The sequence below is a fragment of the Nostoc sp. DedQUE05 genome (genome assembly GCF_034530955.1).
Lineage (GTDB): Bacteria > Cyanobacteriota > Cyanobacteriia > Cyanobacteriales > Nostocaceae > Nostoc.
Genome location: NZ_JAVRCB010000030.1, coordinates 52,316 through 68,758, shown reverse-complemented (window position 1 = coordinate 68,758; position 16,443 = coordinate 52,316). Strand labels below are relative to the sequence as shown.

Annotated in this window: 19 protein-coding genes; 12 read left to right on the top strand and 7 right to left on the bottom strand. The window is 40.8% G+C overall.

From position 1 onward, the window contains the following. Positions 1 to 35: 35 nt before the first annotated feature. Positions 36 to 602 carry a DUF6658 family protein gene (locus RMZ42_RS21865; protein ID WP_322673377.1) on the bottom strand — a complete coding sequence of 189 codons (567 nt, stop codon included), beginning with the start codon at positions 600 to 602 and terminating at the stop codon, positions 36 to 38. Between the two features lie 341 nt (positions 603 to 943). Between RMZ42_RS21865 and RMZ42_RS21860 the strand changes: the two genes are divergently transcribed. Beyond that, positions 944 to 1,864, top strand: coding sequence for a lysylphosphatidylglycerol synthase domain-containing protein (locus RMZ42_RS21860; protein ID WP_322673376.1), 921 nt, complete (start codon positions 944 to 946; stop codon positions 1,862 to 1,864). A gap of 18 nt (positions 1,865 to 1,882) precedes the next feature. Here RMZ42_RS21860 and RMZ42_RS21855 read toward each other — a convergent pair whose 3' ends face one another. Further along, positions 1,883 to 3,196: a hypothetical protein gene (locus RMZ42_RS21855; RefSeq protein WP_322673375.1), complete on the bottom strand. Its 1,314-nt coding sequence runs from the start codon at positions 3,194 to 3,196 to the stop codon at positions 1,883 to 1,885. 1,532 nt (positions 3,197 to 4,728) lie between these two features. On the opposite strand from RMZ42_RS21855, the gene ndhL reads away from it, so the two are divergent. From ndhL to RMZ42_RS21835, 4 genes are all read left to right on the top strand, one after another. Then, the gene (ndhL, locus tag RMZ42_RS21850) at positions 4,729 to 4,941 is read left to right on the top strand and encodes an NAD(P)H-quinone oxidoreductase subunit L (protein ID WP_094347179.1); all 213 of its coding nucleotides are present in this window, start codon (positions 4,729 to 4,731) and stop codon (positions 4,939 to 4,941) included. 24 nt (positions 4,942 to 4,965) lie between these two features. After that, positions 4,966 to 5,277 (top strand): DUF3007 family protein, encoded by a 312-nt coding sequence (locus RMZ42_RS21845; protein ID WP_094347180.1) that lies wholly within the window; start codon positions 4,966 to 4,968, stop codon positions 5,275 to 5,277. Positions 5,278 to 5,398: 121 nt separating this feature from the next. Continuing rightward, positions 5,399 to 6,226, top strand: a complete 828-nt coding sequence (trpA, locus tag RMZ42_RS21840; RefSeq protein ID WP_322673374.1) for a tryptophan synthase subunit alpha — start codon at positions 5,399 to 5,401, stop codon at positions 6,224 to 6,226. A gap of 236 nt (positions 6,227 to 6,462) precedes the next feature. Then, positions 6,463 to 7,128 (top strand): heterocyst differentiation related protein, encoded by a 666-nt coding sequence (locus RMZ42_RS21835; RefSeq protein ID WP_322673373.1) that lies wholly within the window; start codon positions 6,463 to 6,465, stop codon positions 7,126 to 7,128. A 201-nt stretch (positions 7,129 to 7,329) separates the two neighbouring features. Here the strand turns inward: RMZ42_RS21835 and RMZ42_RS21830 are convergent, their stop codons facing one another. Beyond that, on the bottom strand, positions 7,330 to 9,210 hold the full coding sequence (locus RMZ42_RS21830; RefSeq protein WP_322673372.1) for a serine/threonine protein kinase: 1,881 nt from the start codon (positions 9,208 to 9,210) through the stop codon (positions 7,330 to 7,332). Between the two features lie 163 nt (positions 9,211 to 9,373). Here RMZ42_RS21830 and RMZ42_RS21825 point away from each other — a divergent pair, with 163 nt between their 5' ends. Next, on the top strand, positions 9,374 to 9,862 hold the full coding sequence (locus RMZ42_RS21825; RefSeq protein ID WP_322673371.1) for a hypothetical protein: 489 nt from the start codon (positions 9,374 to 9,376) through the stop codon (positions 9,860 to 9,862). 72 nt (positions 9,863 to 9,934) lie between these two features. On the opposite strand, the gene RMZ42_RS21820 is transcribed toward RMZ42_RS21825, so the two are convergent. After that, positions 9,935 to 10,195: a hypothetical protein gene (locus RMZ42_RS21820; protein WP_322673370.1), complete on the bottom strand. Its 261-nt coding sequence runs from the start codon at positions 10,193 to 10,195 to the stop codon at positions 9,935 to 9,937. Positions 10,196 to 10,330: 135 nt separating this feature from the next. Here RMZ42_RS21820 and RMZ42_RS21815 point away from each other — a divergent pair, with 135 nt between their 5' ends. From RMZ42_RS21815 to RMZ42_RS21790, 6 genes are all read left to right on the top strand, one after another. Next, entirely contained in the window at positions 10,331 to 11,323 is a 993-nt protein-coding gene (locus RMZ42_RS21815) for a helix-turn-helix transcriptional regulator (RefSeq protein WP_322673369.1), read from the top strand. Between the two features lie 68 nt (positions 11,324 to 11,391). Next, positions 11,392 to 11,685 (top strand): BrnT family toxin, encoded by a 294-nt coding sequence (locus RMZ42_RS21810; protein ID WP_322673368.1) that lies wholly within the window; start codon positions 11,392 to 11,394, stop codon positions 11,683 to 11,685. Further along, positions 11,672 to 11,968, top strand: coding sequence for a hypothetical protein (locus RMZ42_RS21805; RefSeq protein ID WP_322673367.1), 297 nt, complete (start codon positions 11,672 to 11,674; stop codon positions 11,966 to 11,968). Before RMZ42_RS21810 ends, RMZ42_RS21805 begins: the two co-directional genes overlap by 14 nt. 43 nt (positions 11,969 to 12,011) lie before the next feature. Further along, on the top strand, positions 12,012 to 12,299 hold the full coding sequence (locus tag RMZ42_RS21800; protein ID WP_094347188.1) for a type II toxin-antitoxin system Phd/YefM family antitoxin: 288 nt from the start codon (positions 12,012 to 12,014) through the stop codon (positions 12,297 to 12,299). A 9-nt stretch (positions 12,300 to 12,308) separates the two neighbouring features. Continuing rightward, the gene (locus RMZ42_RS21795; protein WP_322673366.1) at positions 12,309 to 12,638 is read left to right on the top strand and encodes a Txe/YoeB family addiction module toxin; all 330 of its coding nucleotides are present in this window, start codon (positions 12,309 to 12,311) and stop codon (positions 12,636 to 12,638) included. 320 nt (positions 12,639 to 12,958) lie between these two features. Then, a complete protein-coding gene (locus RMZ42_RS21790; RefSeq protein ID WP_322673365.1) occupies positions 12,959 to 13,954 on the top strand; it encodes a folate-binding protein in 996 nt (331 codons plus the stop codon). 5 nt (positions 13,955 to 13,959) lie between these two features. Here the strand turns inward: RMZ42_RS21790 and RMZ42_RS21785 are convergent, their stop codons facing one another. The 3 genes from RMZ42_RS21785 to RMZ42_RS21775 all read right to left on the bottom strand — a co-directional run bounded on the left by RMZ42_RS21785 (position 13,960) and on the right by RMZ42_RS21775 (position 16,408). Beyond that, positions 13,960 to 14,892 (bottom strand): DUF5331 domain-containing protein, encoded by a 933-nt coding sequence (locus tag RMZ42_RS21785; RefSeq protein WP_322673364.1) that lies wholly within the window; start codon positions 14,890 to 14,892, stop codon positions 13,960 to 13,962. A gap of 49 nt (positions 14,893 to 14,941) precedes the next feature. After that, positions 14,942 to 15,274 (bottom strand): (2Fe-2S) ferredoxin domain-containing protein, encoded by a 333-nt coding sequence (locus RMZ42_RS21780; protein ID WP_322673410.1) that lies wholly within the window; start codon positions 15,272 to 15,274, stop codon positions 14,942 to 14,944. 159 nt (positions 15,275 to 15,433) lie between these two features. After that, positions 15,434 to 16,408, bottom strand: a complete 975-nt coding sequence (locus RMZ42_RS21775; protein WP_322673363.1) for a cysteine synthase A — start codon at positions 16,406 to 16,408, stop codon at positions 15,434 to 15,436. Positions 16,409 to 16,443: the final 35 nt, after the last annotated feature.

The window sequence follows — 16,443 nt, the reverse complement described above, 5'->3', positions numbered from 1 at the left end:
TTTTACATCCAAAGCATTCAGAAAAAACAAGATTTTTATCTGTTTACTGCTGGATTTCGCTGTAATTCAGGTCTTGCTTTAGCTTCATCTGCCTTGTTATTCAAAAAGCCGGAAGCTTCTTCAACAGCTTCTTTTACAGTCTCAAGCCGATCTTTAACCCGCTCTCCTACATTTGATTCATTCTGAATCAAACCACCGGGTTCAGGCTGGCGGAAGTCTTTATCTGTGATCAATGGCAGTTCTGCTTCTTTCTGGACTCGACCTGCTGGTGTCTCGCCACCAGGATAAAGGATCTCAGATTCTGTATTTGTAGCAATCAACAATTGCGAACTTGGTTGTAAGCTAGCTTGGTCACGTCCCTGATTGGCTTTTGGGTTTGCTATTTTCGGATCGGTAGACATTCTATAGTTGCTATACTTGTCTCCACCATTCTTATAAGGGTTGTTTGCTCCACCGGCTTGTACAGCAGGATTTTGTGGATTTGCACCTTGAGCATTTGCCCCACTACAAGCAGTGCTAACTATCAACAATAGTCCAGCTAAAAAGATAGTTAATATCTGGCGCAATCTTATTTGTTTCAAGAATACTCTCACTGCGTTCACTTAGTCCTCCTTACCAAAATATTAATAAACTAAGAATTTGCTGAATCATTGGATTGGTCAGCAAGTTATTGTGCTTGTTTTGGTTCGCTCACTTTTGATAACCTGTATTCAGCATATGAATAATAAAATGCTCTTTACCTCTAGCGCAGGCTACATTTTAAGGAGTACAAAAATAATATTTTTATCTAACTCTAGAGAGATATAAAATAAAGTAATATACTTTTCGTAAAAAGAACTACATGAAGCTGTCTGATACTTCAAAATATTTGGATATATAGCTGATACACCATAAAACTTAAGTATTCAGCCCTTGTTGCTCTCAACGTTAAATGACTAAATTCATGAAGCAATTTTTACGCTGGATAATTTTGGGAGGAACGCTGTTTTTTTTAGGGAAAGCTCTGAAGGACAATTGGATTGAGGTAACTGCTATCGGCATTGATGATGTAGGATGGGCAATTATGGCGATCGCAACAGGGGTAACTTTACTAGCTCATACTTGGGCAGGCTGGATCTGGACTTGGATTCTGCAAGAGTTAAATCAACCTGTATCATCTCCCCAATTCATCCAAGTTTACCTAAAAACGAACATCGCAAAGTATTTACCAGGCAATATCTGGCATCACTACGGACGAATTGTCGCCGCTAAAAATGCCAATATTCCTACAGGTGCAGCCACCTTAAGCGTTTTGCTAGAACCGCTACTCATGCTAGCGGCTGCTTTAATCATCATTGTCTTATGTAGTAGCCAATTTGCAGCAGCTAATACTACCCTTGTTATCCAAATACTACAATTTCTGAGTTTAGCTGTAGTCCTTAGTGCGATTCATCCGTGGTTTTTGAACCCCGTTATTCGTTTTTTGTATAAATTAAAAGCAAAAAAGTCTGCTGCTACAACTCAATCAACTGTTCCCTTCAGTCTTAAAAGCTACCCTTTGCGCCCTTTGTTAGGAGAAGTGGGCTTTATGGGACTACGCGCCACTGGGTTTATACTAACTATGTTCGCCTTGGGTTCGTTGAATGCGAATCAAATTCCTTTGTTATTCGGGGCTTTTAGTTGCGCTTGGTTGTTGGGGTTTGTTATACCTGGTGCGCCTGGTGGGTTAGGTGTGTTTGAAGCGACTGCGTATGAACTTTTACGACACCACTTTCCATCTGCTTTAGTATTTAGTGCGATCGCTCTATATCGCCTCATCAGTATTTTAGCTGAAACTGCGGGTGCTGCCTTAGCTTGGTTAGATGAACGCCTTGCGAAATCCTGAATCAGGCAAAACTCATTTTTATCTATCTACTTTCATCTGTGAAAACACACGATAACTATCCAGATTTAATTGCTGATTACTGCTTTGTTCTTCTTTCATCTTAATCAAGTTATATTCTACATTTTCTGCATAAATTGCGAAAGTGATATTAAAAATCTCGATAAAATTTATTACCCCTTTGCATTCCTCTTCGGAATAGTTTTCGTAAAAACGAATCAAATGAGCAATCCGGGTTTCTAAATGTCTCCGAGAATTTCTACAAATCAAAATAATCTTTAATAATATAATTACTAGGGTGAGAGCATGACCTTGACCAATTAATAAAATAAATAATTGCGAAGGTTCTTTAGAATTTTCTGTTGTAAAGTAATCAATCACTCGATTACAGGTTCTCAAGAACAATTCTTTAGTGATAATTTCTTGATTATAATTTGTCTTCCATAACGATAAATTATGTGCAAACTGCCGCCGCCAAGTTTCGACTGATTCTTGATTTTCTACAGGAAAAAATAGGTATTTTTCTAGGCTTGTTTTAAATTCTTTCAGAGTTTGATTTTCCGTTTGCTTGATAAATATATGGGCAATATTATCATGGCTAAATACGCCTTTTTTTAAGACAATTGCTTTTATTAAGCGCAGAGCTTGATCTCCCAAAATACTGGGATTTTTATAGCGTGTTGTGCTTGAGACAGCAGATTGAGAACGAGCAATATACATTGCTAGTTCAAACTTAAATTTGTCTTTAATCTGTTTAGAAAGCCTTCTAGCAGCTTCTTGTTGCTCTTTAGGGTTCTTATTATTAACAGATTGATCGATCAATAAATAGGAAGTGTAGCGATTAGCCCAATGACCTTTAGATGATTCTTCATATTTAGTAGCAAATAATTTCAGATCCTTGTAATCTTTGCTGTTAGCAAACTTCTCTAACCAGATTTTACAAGTTTTTACTACTGGAGGATTATTGTCTTGGATTTTCAGATTTTCATGAACAAATAAATTAACTAAGTCTTGGATATATTTGTCTTTTCGGTTAGTTTTCCAATTATTAACTATGATGTAGCAACACCGCTTAAGTGTATTGTATAATTCTTCCTCGTTATCATCTAAAAAAACACTATATATTCCAGGTATATAATCGGAATCTTCGCAATCAAGACCGTCTATAAATAAATTTTTGAATTCTCGTAAAACATCTTCTGGTGGCAATTTATTGACAATTCCCATAAAGAAGCTATAAACCTCTTCTTGGGCAGTTTGCACATCTAATTGTCTAGAGTTAGACGTAACACAATGGGAATTTTCCTGACTAATTGATAAACGATTAGCGGTCATTTCAGTTATCAGGACAAAAAGACTTCCTGTTCATATTATTACCAGCTTAACCTTGGCGAACAGGAGCATCAATCTATTCTTCAGAAATTCAGTCATCTTTTTACATAAATTTGATTAACTAGGGCTATAAATAAAGTATTAAAGATAAATTGTTTAATTCTTCATCAAATGGTTCAGTAAAATTACCTGTTTATCCATAGAAAAAACCACACATAAATATATGTATATGGGCGAGTTTATCTATAAATTTAGATATAACCCGCCCATACTGTACAGTGACTAATTATTTGTCGCCGTGACAAATTAATGTCATCCATTAAATCCTTACTCAGTAAAGGTTATAGCGGTTTAGAAGAATATGGGTTGTAAACAATGACAGAAGCTCAAGCGATCGCATTTTGATGGATTTTGAAGATGCTGTGACTTTACCCATAACTTTGCCGCGCCTGGAAGCATAACTTTGCCGCCAACTGTCACTTAAAGGATAAAGTGGCCGTTTTTAAAGGATAAGGTGGCCGCACAGCAGAACTCAGTAGGGAAGGGTATTCAAGAAGTTTAAATGCGTTCGCCGCAAATTGTATAGAACGGAAAAATAAAGATTCCAGCTTGATTGGGGCGGCCACTTTATCCTTTAAAAGCGGTCATCTTATCCTTTAAGTGACATGAAGCCTTTAGGTATTTTAAATTTTTAGTGGGGGTGGAGGGACTTGAACCCACACGACCTTTTACGGTCAACGGATTTTCATTCTCCCGCAGTTTTCACTGCACCTGATGACAGTAGCCTGCTCAGATTTTGAGAATTGGACTCTCCCTTTACCCTCGACTTAACGTTAGGGTAGCTCCCGTCGGGTCTCTGCACCTTCCGAACAGTTCATGAGTTAGGAGTTAGCAGTTATGAGTTTAAATTTACTCACCACTTGACACGGGCTAAACGCCTCGCTACCCCTAACATGACTCAGGACTTTTTTCGGCTTGGCTCAGGATTGCCATGTCTGTCACCAGATTTAGGTTTCCCTGAGTTTGAGAGCTTCCACTTGAAGGATTTCTCTTTCAAGGCTCAATTATTTAAGTCCGTAGCGTCTACCATTCCGCCACACCCCCAAAGGTGTTTGGCAACTAGTGTAACTAGTTATTTTTTAGAGGTAGCAAATACCTCCTTATCTATTCCACCATCAATTGTGTCTTTTGTCCAACTAGATTGAAAATATTTTTTCCAGATTGGGCGATCGCTTCAGAGAGTTGAAAGTCTTCTTAGTTTTCTCGTAATCATCTGGATGAGTTTTCGATTTTGTCTGACTAGAGCATTTTTTGTTAGTGGATTCACATAATAGCATGATATTAGCTTTTGTCATGAAATCCGTTGAATCGTCCTCAGTAAAAGTACTCCAGCCCGCCAAAGCTGCGCTTTCGCCTCTTCGTTAGCGGTTTCGAGGAATTCTGGCGCAGTTATTTTGAAAGCATTATGACTATACTTCTCTCTTGTCTGTCTCTTCAGCCTATGATGGAAAACAGATGCTTAAGACTTGAAAGTTATGATTGTCGCCCTGCTATATCTGATTTTGGCTGGAGCTTACCTTCTGGTAATCCCCATTGCTGTTTTGCTGTACCTGAAGCAGCGTTGGTATGTAGCTAGCTCTATTGAGCGTGTCTTTATGTACTTTTTGGTGTTTTTCTTCTTTCCGGGTCTGTTGGTTCTATCGCCGTTTGCAAATTTTCGACCCCAACGGCGACAAGTTCAAGTTTAACGAGATTGGTAGGTCATAACTCTCATGCGACGGATTGACGCGATTGGAATTGGCTTGGGTGTTTTTATTGCCGGCGGTTTGGCATACTTAGGATTGCAGCTAGTCGGTTTGGATAATCAAAAAGCTGGTATATGGAGCCAAGTCTTGCTAGTCAGTGCCTTAGTTGGCTGGTTAGCCACCTATTTTTTCCGTGCGGTGGGACAAAAAATGACCTACCACCAACAGCGGGAACAGTATGAGCAAGACTTTCTGCAAAAGCGGCTAGACGAGCTTACTCCCGAAGAACTAGCACGAATTCAAGCCGAAATAGAACAAGAAGAGCAATCTCAGGTGTAAAGTTATCATTGGTCAGTTGTTATTTGTCCTTTGTCATTAGTCATTTGTCCTTTACTAATGACCAATGACCAATGACCAATGACCAATGACCACTGACCACTGACTATTGATACTTGACTAAATGACTGCGATTTCTGATTGCTTTAAAACTCTTGGGCACAATCGTGAGTGCGCTCTGATTCCGTTTATCACTGCTGGCGATCCAGATTTAGAAACAACAGCAAAAGCCTTGCAGGTTTTAGATCGTAGTGGAGCCGACATTATAGAAGTGGGTATACCCTACTCCGATCCTCTGGCTGATGGGCCAGTCATTCAAGCTGCTGCTACCCGTGCTTTGCAAAGGGGTACGAAGTTAGAGCAGGTGCTAGAAATGCTGCAAGGGATTACTCCCAAATTGCGATCGCCGATTATTCTGTTAATCTATTACAACTCAATTTTGCACCGGGGAATTGAAAAATTTCTTGGGCAAATTGCTGCTGCTGGAGTCGCAGGATTGGTAATACCTGACTTGCCTTTAGAAGAAGCAGCAGGATTGCTCCAAGCAGCTAGTGAGATGGGAATTGACGTAATCTTGTTGGTAGCTCCCACTAGTTCTGCCCAACGGATCGAAGCGATCGCTCGTTCTTCTCAAGGATTTATTTATTTAGTCAGTGTGACTGGGGTTACAGGGGTGCGATCGCAACTGGAAAACCGCGTGTCCGATTTACTCAAACAAATTCGTAGTGTTACTGATAAACCGATCGCAGTCGGCTTTGGCATATCTGAAGCCGAACAAGCCCGACAGGTAAGGGAATGGGGCGCAGATGGCGCGATCGTGGGTAGCGCTGTTGTTAAACGGTTAGCCCAAGGCACACCAGAGCAAGGACTTTCGGCGATCGCCCAATTTTGCCAAAGTCTCAAGGCAGCCATCCAGACCACCAGCACCAGCACAAATACTTCTCTTGATTAGACGGAGAAAGTAGATTAAAAAAGTATAACAGTGCAGTTTTTGTATGCTTGTTTGGTAGACAATTTGACCGTTATGGTCTTGAATATTAACATCAGATATCATGATGTAAAAAAACTAGCCGATCCGGTCGCTTATAGTTTGAGTATTATGTGAAATTAAGTAGGCATAATTTATGAGTGTGAGAGTGAGTCAGTCACAAATAGTTATAATTAGGTCGCAATTGAGGAGCAAAGGCGATGAGTGAGAGTATGGCGTTTATCGGTGGGGTTGCTGTAGCTGGGCTGGCGGCTCTGGTATTGCTCAAAGGAACAAATACCCCTCTACAGCCTAACTTTGCTGTTGCTCCGCAAATGCCAGGGACTGTAGTAGCGCCGGGAATGCAGCCACAAATGTATCCTTATGGGCCTTATGGGCAACCAATGTATCCCGGTCAAGTTCAGCCACCGACTACTCCCAATACTGACCAGCGTCTGGAGATGGAGAAACTGAACACGCAGATGCAGTTGGAGCGTTTAAAAAACGACAATGAACAGCTGAAGGTGCAAAATCAACAACTCCAAGGTCAAGTTCAAAATTTCAATACTCAGCAGCAGTGGCAACAAGCCCAGCAGTATAACCAACAAAAAGTAACAGCATTCCAGCCTCAAAGTTCTTGGTGGTCTTCACCTGTGCTTTGGGCTGTGGGAGGTGCAACTCTAACTATTGGTGGTGGTGTTGTCGTCGCTGGTGTATTGGCTTTGTTCTCGCCACGGCAGCGTCCAGCCCGTACTGTACAAGTGATTCACCCTTACCCAGGAAATACACCGCCCTTGGTTCCAGTCCGTCGTGCTGAGTTTCTGCCTGCTTCGCGGATGGAAGCAAGACGAGTTGAAGCCCAAGAATACGACGAGATGCACGGATAGGGAAAATAAAACCACAGATAAATATCGTTTCCAGATATAATCTGGAAACGATATTTATTGGGCTGCTGCTGCGAATTCGGGCGATGGCAGCCCGAATTTAGTTGTTCCCAGTTTCTGGCTGGGAACGATATAAACTGTGTTTACTGATAACTTTTAAAAGCTGCTTTTAGGAGTTTGTGTGCTATTGGGACTCTCTGTGGTTTAAGGTTGCTTAGTATCGGGAAGTTTCTGTTGGGTATTTTTCTGATTACCTTGATTTTCTAGCTGAGTTAGTGCTTGTTTTGCCAGATTTTCGGCTGCTTGTTTAAATAATGGTTCTATTCTATTTCGCCAGTATTTAGTATTAGGTAACTTTTCTGGATGGTTTCTATAATCTAAAACTTTATCCCATTTACCATCATCTATTGCTTTATTAATTTCATTAGATACTGCCTCTGCCTTTGCCCAATCTGACTGCCACTGGGCAATCATTTTGCTCGTCTCTTGGATACCAGAAGCAGCATTTGCCGGAACCGATCTTAAAAGTGCGATCGCTCCAATTATATCCCCTGAATCATACTTCTTTTTTGCTTGTTCTACAATATTGGCACTGTTATCATTAGGCTGCGATCGTTGTGATTTCTCAGCATCATCAGTTGACTTCTTCGGCTTTTCTGGTATTGGAGTTACCACATCCTGAGATTTTGGTTTTGGCTGCGGAATAGTTCGAGTCGCAATCAAGCTACTATCATCTACAATCCTAGTTGCAATGCCCTTTTCGCGTAGGCAAGAACCCCATTCCTGATTATTAGTTATCACGGTCGGGTGTGCCCAAGCCAAACGACCAGATTTAAGCTTAACTTCTATCCAACCTGCTTTTGTTCGCTTGCCAGTCACCTCGAAATTGGTGTTATTAGCAACAGTTTGCACAATATTATTAGAATTTATCGAACTAGGTTCAGAACGGATATTAGAATTTCCGACAACAACAGCCGAGCATTTGTTTGCTAAAGCCGTATCCTTACCTGTAAGATTTAAAGCAAAATTTTTCACATTTGGATATACATTTGCTACCAAGGCAGCTGCACCACCCGCTAGTAATATGCCAATTAATATCGGCCAGGGGTCGGATTTACTAGAGTCTTTACGCTCAGGTTTGGCAGGGATAGGATTTGCTGGTGCAACTGCAATAGTTTGCAGGCGAGATACTTGAGGCTGAGATTTGGCTGCTTGGTAACTAAAATTGTTGGCGGCTTCTTGAGGTGTGGAAAGTGCAGGTACTGGATTAATCGCGTCTTTACACGCTTGCAGTGCTTCCGTAGCATTTTGATAGCGGTCTTTGAAGTGATAACGCACCATCTTGGACAATACTGCCGCCAGTTGATGGTTCACAGTTACTGAATGCTGCCAGATAACTTCCCCTGTTTCCGGGTCTTCTTGCAATTCTGTTGGCTGTAATCCTGTTAATGCTTGAATGGCGATGATGCCAAGGGAATAGATATCGCTGTTAGGACGGGGTTTACCTTGCCCTTGTTCTGTAGGCATATAGCCAGGAGTACCGATAACCACTGTCGCAGATGCTTGTCCGCCCACTGTTACCAGTTGTGTACGCAGTTGTTTCACTGCTCCAAAATCAACTAAAACTAACTTATTATCTGAGGCACGGCGAATGATATTATCCGGTTTGATGTCGCGGTGAATCACGCCTTGGCGATGGACAAATTCCAGAATTTCTAGAACTTCTTGCAACAGTTGAATTACTTGGCTTTCACTCCAGCGCTTGCCAGGTATAAGTTCCTCAGCTAGGGTATGTCCTTCAATATATTCTTGTACTAGATAGAATTCTTGGTTTTCGTCAAAGTACGCCAGCAACCTGGGTATTTGGTCATGGTTGCCCAGTTTTTCTAAAGTTTCGGCTTCACTGCTGAACAAGCGTTTAGCAGTATCAAAAACTCTGGGGTCAGTTCCGGGTTTGAGATGCTTGACAACGCAGATAGGATTGCCTGGTCGCCTAGTATCTTGGGCAATGTATGTTTGACCAAATCCTCCCATCGCGAGGACTCTAATTACTTGGTAACGATGGTCTAGTAGCTTGCCGATCATATTCTCTCCCCAGAGTTATTACCTAATTTTCCAGCTGGTAATAAATATCTCCAAATTTTCTTCATTGAAATCCGCTATCTTGAGAAAAGATTTAGATTAAAAACGCAGCTTTTTAATAAACGCAGACTGTTTATTTTTCTTTTAGTGCCCCTGTGTATTACCAATGCCACCTAAAATAACAAATCCAGTTGCATGGCAGCAGGCTGAAATCCTCATGCAACCTGCTTTCATTCGCGTTATCGACAATATCCGCAAGCAGCTCGATCAATCTTCTTGGACAGGAACTTACCATGATGTCCTGATTTGGCCGCCTAGCACCACTGATGAAATCAAAGCATTGGTGACTGAGCTATTGCAAGCAATCGAAACTGCAACACCCCAAGAAGCAGATGAAATCAGAGGAACTCTGGCTCGTCTGCCGATGCCCCATCCAGGATATCATCTACGTTTGCAGCGTCAACAGCAAGAAGCGAGTATCGATTTGTGGGAACTGTGTTATCAGGTGTGTTTTATTGAATACACCCCACAGAAGGAAGTTGCTGATATTGATACTAGTTTAATCGATGAATTCGGTGAAGTCGATTGGCTGCGTTTGGATGCTAAGTCAAAGAAGTTAGTTGAGCAGGCGTTTGCTAAATTGCCAGATAGTTGAAGCCCTGACAATAGAATACACGAACAAAGCCCACTTGTGTGGGCTTATGAGATAAGGCGATTCGCTTTTTCTTCAAGCAGCAAAATCTTTACTCATACGGCTGTAGTCAATTGAGTTGTTAGATTCTGACTGTGTTTTCAATTTGGCGATAAATTCTTCCATCCCTGGTATTTCTAATTGATAGAATGTGATTTGATTATCTGGACTCTTAGCCGAAATATTTGTAATAGCTTGTGGAGTCATCTTAGTTATTTCTGAGACAGTTTTATTTTGGACAAGAAATTGCTCCATTCCTGGTATTTCTAATTGAACAAATCTAGAATCATTTTCCATTGGTTTACTCAAACGCTCTTGTGTATATGATGCTCATTACGCAGATACGCAAAGCAATGGACACCTATAAAAAAATATGAATACGCGCAATACGCAAAGTACGCAGATTAAAGAAAATGCGGTATTCTGAAAAGTATGAATAGTCGGCAGTTTAATGAAGCTCTAGAAATGCTAAGGAAAGCACCTCGTAAGGTAGAGGTGTTGAAGTATTTGCTGGCTGGATACACTAATGATGAGATTGCTCAGTCTAGGGGACGTGCGGAAGGAACTGTACGCAAGCAAATCTCAAATGTATATAAAGATTTTGGTATTAAAAGCGAATTTCCAGGCGATCGCCCTTTAAGAGACAAGTTAAAGGCTTTATTTCTCAAGTACAAACCTGAGTGGGTAAGTAATTGCTCTCCTGCTATTACTAATGAAGCTAGCAACCAACCGCAAAAGATAAACTATGACGGCGTGACTTCTTTAGCTTTGTCAGGTGACGAAATTGTAGAAGAGTCTGGAGAGGAATTGATGTTTTTGGCTATCAATATACTTGAAGCGCTCGGTTTTGAGCAAAAGTTTAAGATGAACAAGGCATCACGATGTATAGGGTATAGACTTAAAAATCCTGGAGAGAGAGATAAACGATATCAACTATTTCTCAAACAAAGTCTAGACGCTTTAAGTATTTCTATTAATAAACTTATTTTAGATCCCTATCTGCTAAATTTTCACTATTGGGTAGATTTACCTCACATTTTCTTCGAGAAAACAGCAGGAAGATTCTTAGTATTACCCGGTAAAGCAGATTTATTTTTGGATTCACTTAATCCTAAATACTGGAACATCTTAGAAATTGAAAGAAAAACAATAGGTAATTATTATCTTAGTGAACGACCAAATTTAGAGATGTATGATCATATTACAAATGATTTAAGCACAATATGTTTAGATGGATTTAGTGAATACAATTTGAGCGATAGTAAAAGCTACCTATGTATTTGGGAAGATAAAGAATTCGATTATACATGGCAAATGTTCATAGATTCAAGAGAGGTGTTAGAAGAAATTATTAGGTACTTTGGGAGAATTTTACTAGATATGGACTGGAACCAAGTATCTGATGATATTGATATACCTTTTTAACAAAGTCAATAAATATAATCTTGATAAAATATTACTATTAGCGCTTAATGCAAAAGCAAAATTCATAGATGGATATTGTTTATCGTCTACAAGGTGTTGAATTTGAATGGGATGAAAATAAAGCACGAAGCAACATCGAAAAACATGGTGTTAAATTTGAAGAAGCGACAGAGGTATTCTTTGACCCTTTCTACCAAGTGGGTGATGCTACCGTTAATAATGAACAGCGTGATTTAATCTTGGGTTATTCTCTTTCTCAACGCTTATTGCTCGTAGTTTATCTAGAACGCAGTAAGCGAACACGCATTATTTCTGCCCGTCCAGCTACTAGCACAGAAAGAAAGTTATATGAACAAGCCTGATGAAGAACTCGAACTACACTTAAAACCTCGTCCTACAGAAACACTATCAATAAAGATACCAATAGATACATTGGAATCGCTCAAAAAAGTTGCAGCTAATCGAGATATGACACTTGAAGCATTAATCAAGTTTTACATTGGGCAGAGTTTGCGGCAAGATTTAGCTAAATTATTTTCTGAGCGCGTACTTGAATCAACTGCTGAAGTTCTAGCAAGGCATATTGAATCGAAAGAGGAAATTTTAACCATCATTCAAGAAATTCAAGCTGAAGCAACTCTTTAGTTACCTGCCAGCAAAGACTAACAGATAAATTAAGGAACAAAAAATGTCTAATAAAACAAACTATACCGAAGCTTGCAATAATTTTGAAAAAATTTACGAAGAGGCAATTAGCACTCGTGAACCTGTAGTTGTTAATCGTGAAGGTGCAGAAAGTGTATCCGTCATACCTACTGCGGAACTTAATAGCATTATAGAGACAGCATATTTATTCCAATCACCTGAGAATGCAGCACGTCTTTTAGATGCTTTACAACGTGTTAAGGCTAAGACTAATATGCCTCAAACTATAGACGAGTTGCGTAAAGAGTTCTCGCTTTACGAAGAAGAGTAAATAAATTTAATGTCGGATAATTTAGAACCAGATGCACTTCCCCAATCTGAAGTTTCTCAAGAGGATAATTTAGAACGCAACCTCGTTTTTGACTGGAAGTTTCTGGAAGACCTTACCTACTGGGTAGAAACAAATAGAAAAACTGCACTCCGCGTCTTATCTTTAGTTGAAGAGATTAGGCGGAATCCCTTTGAAGGTACAGGCAATCCTGAAAGATTGAGATACTATGATGCAAATGTATGGTCGCGCCGAATCACTCAAACTGACCGGATTGTTTACGTAGTAAGTGATGACCGAATCGAGTTTATTCAGGCACGATACCATTATAGCGATCGCTAATTTCATCATTAAATAATCTAATCTTAAAAAAGAGCGATCGCCATGAATCGCTGTTATCACTCTTATAACGACAGGTTTAATGTTCTTAACAAAATAATGATTTTACTAACGACAGCTTTAACGTTCTTCACAAAATCACGATTTTCATCAACAAAAGAATGATTTTGCTAACGACAGCTTTAATGTTTTTCACAAAATCGCGATGTTGATAAGATTTTGATTAACGTTAGAAGAAAACCAGAGGTAGATTGAAGCCGCAAACGCTTATTTGCTAAGATTTCCAGTGCGACAACATTCAAACAGGGCAATTTCTGATCGCTATGCCAACATCTACACTTGACGATAAAGACGCAGCAGCTATCCAAGCCGCCAAAGTTGGGATTGCAATATGCGATCGCACCGCTTGGGGACGGATTAAAGTAGCTGGCGACGATCGCCTCAATTTCTTACACAACCAAAGTACTAACAATTTCCAAATACTCAAGCCAGGACAAGGTTGTGATACGGTTTTTGTTACTTCCACAGCCAGGACAATTGATTTAGTAACCGCATACGTTAGAGAAGATGCGGTAATCCTGCTGGTTTCACCTAACCGCCGCCAGTTTTTGATGGAATGGCTAGATAAATATATTTTCTATGCCGATAAGGTGGAATTATCTGATATTACACAATACACCAACACCTTCAGCCTGATTGGGCCAGGAAGCGATGCTGTTTTAGAAAAGTTGGGTATTAGCGAACTCATCGGGCAACCTTACGGTAATCACCAAGTATACACCATTGCTCCCGCCGAGGGAGTGCGGATTGCTGTAGGTAGCGGGTTAGCTGCGCCCGGATACACCTTAACTTTCCCTTATACTGACAAAGAAACAGTGTGGAACAAACTGTTAGAAGCAGGAGCAGTAGAAATGAGCGATCGCGCTTGGGATGCTTTGCGAATTTTACAAGGCCGCCCCGCCCCAGATGCAGAACTCACAGATGATTACAATCCTCTAGAAGTGGGTTTGTGGCAAACAATTTCTTTTACTAAAGGTTGCTATATTGGGCAAGAAACTATTGCTCGGTTAAATACATATAAAGGTGTAAAACAACACCTTTTAGGTATCCGCCTCAATGCCCCTGTGGAAGTTGGAAGTGCGATCGCAGTTGCAGATGAAAAGGTTGGCAAACTTACTAGTTACACCCAAACCGCTGATGGTTACTTTGGACTAGGTTACATTCGCACCAAAGCTGGTGGTGTAGGTTTAAAAGTCAAAGTGGGAGAAACTGAGGGTGAAGTCATAGAAATCCCGTTTGTTTCTCACGAATATCCGTAAGTAATTCAAATCAAGATATCTTTCTCTTTCTCCCCAGCACCGTAACAAAATTCATCTACCCAAGAAGCTATACTACGGGCATTTGTAGTTGGTAAATTTATTTTGCTCTTAACCTCTTGTGGTTGAATATTCGGTTGTTTGCCGTTACTTTTAACCTCAGTAGTAATTGCTAGCGATCGCACTGGTTTGCTGTTACTAGAAATCCCAGTGGTAATTGCCAACGATGCACCCACAGGGATTCGGACAGGTGGCGCGTTGCTTTTAACCTCAGTAGCTAACGCCACAGATGGCATAGTTTTGGCTTTGCTGTTCACCTCACTAGTCATTGTCGCCGATTCTCGTGAAGGTAACTGACCAGAGTGCCAGCGTACTGGTTGATATTTCCTTAGTAAACTGGAGGATGGCGTTTTTGCCGGAGTATCTGGAGCAATTTTAGTTCCATTTGCTACTATCAACTCAAGTTTGCGTGTGCGAACTACTTCAGTGGTAGCTGTAATTGATGGCACAAGTTCATCGGCGCGTGACAAGTTGGAATCTAGAGTCTTAGCAAGAGAATGAAGCGCAATCTTGCTGGCAGTTACAGCAGATGATAGATGTTTATCCTCAGAATACTTCTCATCTGGCGGCTCGCTTTCAACTTGGCTTATAGCCATAGAATGCTCTGATTTGATTAAACGTAACTCTTCATCGGGATTGAAGTTAAGACCTAAAGCAGCGACTATTTTATCTGGATCGTTATTCAGATCCACCATAAAAGAAAGTATTTCATCAAACTGGGGTTCTAAAACAGACAGTGTTGCCAAAATAAAACCGGATAAAGGGCGGCGCAGACCATCGTAAGTGGCCCAAATTCGCATTTTGACCAGCCAGGAAATATTTTGCTTGTAGTAAATAAGCCACTTTTGTTTTAAGGATTGACGCAGCTGCTGGATATTCATTGGATGCCTCACTTCAGTCAAAAAGATTGCAGAGCTTAATATTAAAAATTTAGCTTTCTTTCTGGGGATGAAACCGATAATAGAGCATCTGTTTGACTCTTTGACCACCTAGCAAATGATTTTCTATCAGTAGAGATACTTCATCAGAGTGAACGCCGCTATACCAGACCATATCAGGTAATATCAGCACCATTGGGCCATTGCCACATTGTCCTAAACAGCTGCTAGCCGTTACAGTTACACCAGGGATTGGCAAAGCTGTAAAAGCGGCTAAAACCTTGGCTGCACCTTGCTTTTTGCAAGTACGATTTTGACAAACCCGCACACATTTAGGAGAAGAGGGTTGGTCTATTGTGGGGAAGTTTGATGGTTGAGTTGTCATTTGTCCTTTGTCATTTGTCATTTGTCATTTGTCCTTTGTCAAAAGTTGGAAGCTAATGACCAATAAACTCTTGGAGAGGCTGCGCCAACGACTAGGCTCAGTACAAGTGACTAATGCCTAATAACTAATGACAAATGACTAATGACTAATGACTAATAACTAATTTATTGAAAGTCCTTTTGAGGCTAGCCATTCCGGGTTGAATATCCGCGACTGATACCGAGAACCACTATCACACAAGATGGTGACAATGGTATGTCCTGGCCCCAATTGCTTCGCTAAGGCAACAGCTGCCGCAACATTAATACCTGTTGAGCCGCCCATTAGCAACCCATCTTTCCTCAGCAGTTGGTAAACTACTCGCAAAGCTTCTTGGTCATCGATTTGAATGGCATCATCAGCAGGTGCGCCTTCCATATTGGCTGTGACACGACCGTTACCGATGCCTTCAGTGATGGAATTTCCTTCTATCTTGATTTCGCCAGTTTTGACATAGCTATAAAGTCCACTACCTAGCGGATCGGCTACAACACATTTAATTGCTGGATTTTGTTCTTTTAAGTACAATGCTACACCAGCATAAGTACCACCAGTACCGGTTGCAGTTGTCCATGCATCTATTTTACCATCTGTCTGCGTCCAAATTTCTGGCCCTGTGGTTTCGTAGTGGGCGAGGCGGTTAGCTAAATTATCAAACTGATTTGCCCAAATGGCATTTTCCAACTCAGCAGCTACTCTGCCCGATAGCTTGACGTAGTTGTTCGGGTCTTTGTAAGGTACGGCGGGGACGGGACGAACTTCTGCTCCTAATGCTGTCAGCGCGTCTATCTTTTCTTGTGACTGGGTATCGGGAATAATAATTAGGCATTTGTAACCTTTGGCGTTGCAAATATGTGCTAATCCAATGCCAGTATTACCAGCGGTTCCTTCTACAACCGTGCCACCAGGTTTAAGTAAACCTTTCTTTTGGGCATCTTCGATGATGTAAAGTGCGGCGCGGTCTTTGACGGAACCTCCAGGATTGAGAAATTCTGCTTTCGCAAGGATTTCACACCCTGTTTCTTCGCTAAAACTGTTTAAGCGAATTAAAGGGGTGTTGCCAACAGCGCCAACGAAGCCATTCTTTATATCCATTTTGACTGTACTTGTATGAGTCTTTATAAAAATCT

Coding starts and splice junctions, on each gene's coding strand:
- ndhL (WP_094347179.1), top strand. CDS start 4,729: ATGATTGTCGCCCTGCTATATCTGATTTTGGCTGGAGCTTACCTTCTG.
- RMZ42_RS21855 (WP_322673375.1), bottom strand. CDS start 3,196: ATGACCGCTAATCGTTTATCAATTAGTCAGGAAAATTCCCATTGTGTT.
- RMZ42_RS21815 (WP_322673369.1), top strand. CDS start 10,331: ATGAATAGTCGGCAGTTTAATGAAGCTCTAGAAATGCTAAGGAAAGCA.
- RMZ42_RS21820 (WP_322673370.1), bottom strand. CDS start 10,195: ATGGAAAATGATTCTAGATTTGTTCAATTAGAAATACCAGGAATGGAG.
- RMZ42_RS21810 (WP_322673368.1), top strand. CDS start 11,392: ATGGATATTGTTTATCGTCTACAAGGTGTTGAATTTGAATGGGATGAA.
- RMZ42_RS21830 (WP_322673372.1), bottom strand. CDS start 9,210: ATGATCGGCAAGCTACTAGACCATCGTTACCAAGTAATTAGAGTCCTC.
- RMZ42_RS21825 (WP_322673371.1), top strand. CDS start 9,374: ATGCCACCTAAAATAACAAATCCAGTTGCATGGCAGCAGGCTGAAATC.
- RMZ42_RS21860 (WP_322673376.1), top strand. CDS start 944: ATGAAGCAATTTTTACGCTGGATAATTTTGGGAGGAACGCTGTTTTTT.
- RMZ42_RS21835 (WP_322673373.1), top strand. CDS start 6,463: ATGAGTGAGAGTATGGCGTTTATCGGTGGGGTTGCTGTAGCTGGGCTG.
- RMZ42_RS21800 (WP_094347188.1), top strand. CDS start 12,012: ATGTCTAATAAAACAAACTATACCGAAGCTTGCAATAATTTTGAAAAA.
- RMZ42_RS21775 (WP_322673363.1), bottom strand. CDS start 16,408: ATGGATATAAAGAATGGCTTCGTTGGCGCTGTTGGCAACACCCCTTTA.
- RMZ42_RS21790 (WP_322673365.1), top strand. CDS start 12,959: ATGCCAACATCTACACTTGACGATAAAGACGCAGCAGCTATCCAAGCC.
- trpA (WP_322673374.1), top strand. CDS start 5,399: ATGACTGCGATTTCTGATTGCTTTAAAACTCTTGGGCACAATCGTGAG.
- RMZ42_RS21785 (WP_322673364.1), bottom strand. CDS start 14,892: ATGAATATCCAGCAGCTGCGTCAATCCTTAAAACAAAAGTGGCTTATT.
- RMZ42_RS21845 (WP_094347180.1), top strand. CDS start 4,966: ATGCGACGGATTGACGCGATTGGAATTGGCTTGGGTGTTTTTATTGCC.
- RMZ42_RS21780 (WP_322673410.1), bottom strand. CDS start 15,274: ATGACAACTCAACCATCAAACTTCCCCACAATAGACCAACCCTCTTCT.
- RMZ42_RS21795 (WP_322673366.1), top strand. CDS start 12,309: ATGTCGGATAATTTAGAACCAGATGCACTTCCCCAATCTGAAGTTTCT.
- RMZ42_RS21805 (WP_322673367.1), top strand. CDS start 11,672: ATGAACAAGCCTGATGAAGAACTCGAACTACACTTAAAACCTCGTCCT.